The organism is Paenibacillus sp. 01T422 (assembly GCF_056398785.1).
Genome location: NZ_JBFTQB010001292.1, coordinates 1 through 1,276 on the forward strand (window position 1 = coordinate 1; position 1,276 = coordinate 1,276).

General features: G+C 48.4%; 1 protein-coding gene. It reads right to left on the reverse strand.

What is annotated here, in order from left to right; translation table 11 throughout:
* On the reverse strand, positions 1-1,276 hold a 1,276-nt coding region (locus tag AC1DUA_RS38115; protein WP_477504647.1), incomplete at both ends, for a spore germination protein.

The window sequence follows — 1,276 nt, forward strand, 5'->3', positions numbered from 1 at the left end:
TCCGAAACAAGGCATCCTTTTGTTTGTCTAATTCCAGAGGAGCAAAAGGGCTTAAGTAAGGCACGCCAAATGATTGTAAACTGTTCAGATGCAAAATCAGTCCAAGCAATCCTGCGAGTATCCCGAAGAATCCGAAGGAAGCGGCTAAAGCCATCAGGGGAAAGCGCAAGATGCGAATGGCGTTCGATAAGTCATAGGAAGGAAACACGAAGCTGGAGATCGCGGTAATGGATACGACGATAACCATCGCAGCCGAAACAATACCAGCTTCGACCGCGGCTTGCCCAATGACCAGTGTCCCGACGAAGGATAATGCCGATCCGATGCTTCGGGGCATACGCAGTGCGGCTTCCCGCAGTACTTCGAATGTGATTTCCATCAATAATGCCTCGATGAAAGCTGGGAAGGGAATACCTTCTCGCTGCGCAGCCAGGGAAATGAGCAGCTGCGTTGGCAGCATTTCCTGATGAAAAGTCGTGATGGCCACGTAGAAGGAAGGCGCTAATAAAGCTATGAGAAACCCGGCATAACGAAGTATCCGGACCAAAGTGCTGATATCCACGCGATGATAGTAGTCCTCGGAAGCTTTGAGGAATGTCTCAAACAAGGCGGGAGCGATGAGCACGAAGGGGGTGCCGTCAACAAGAATGGCAACTTTGCCTTGAATCAACTCAAGGGCGACGACGTCCGGACGTTCTGAGTTATAAACGGTTGGAAAAGGCGTGATGACTTCATCCTGAATGAGCTCTTCGATATTGCTGCTTTCGAAGATACCGTCAATTTCAATCTGACTGAGCCGATTGCGTGCCTCGATAATGAGTGAATCTTGGGCAATCCCATGCACATACATCAGTACAACGTCAGTTTGGGTCACTTTGCCGACCTGGAAAGTTTCCACCCATAAATTTGGATCTTTAATTTTTCTACGGATAAGTGCCGTATTCGTTCGAATCGATTCGGAGAACGATTCGCGTGGTCCGCGGACAACGGTTTCAACATTCGTCTCCGTTACACCCCGGTCTTTCCAGCCTTTCGTGCTTGCTGCGAGCGCCGTGGTGTTGCCGTTCATCAAGATAACCGAGTCGCCCGACAGGATATGATGAAACAATTTTTTCATATCGGAGACCTTTTGGATTTCCCCAATCGTTAGCGTATGCATTTCTAGTACGTCAAAAGGGTTTTGAGTCGGATCAATGTCCAAGGAATCCGTCATCATGGCTCGCATAATGAAATCATTAATGACATTCCCATCCACAAGGCCATCGGTATATAGAAT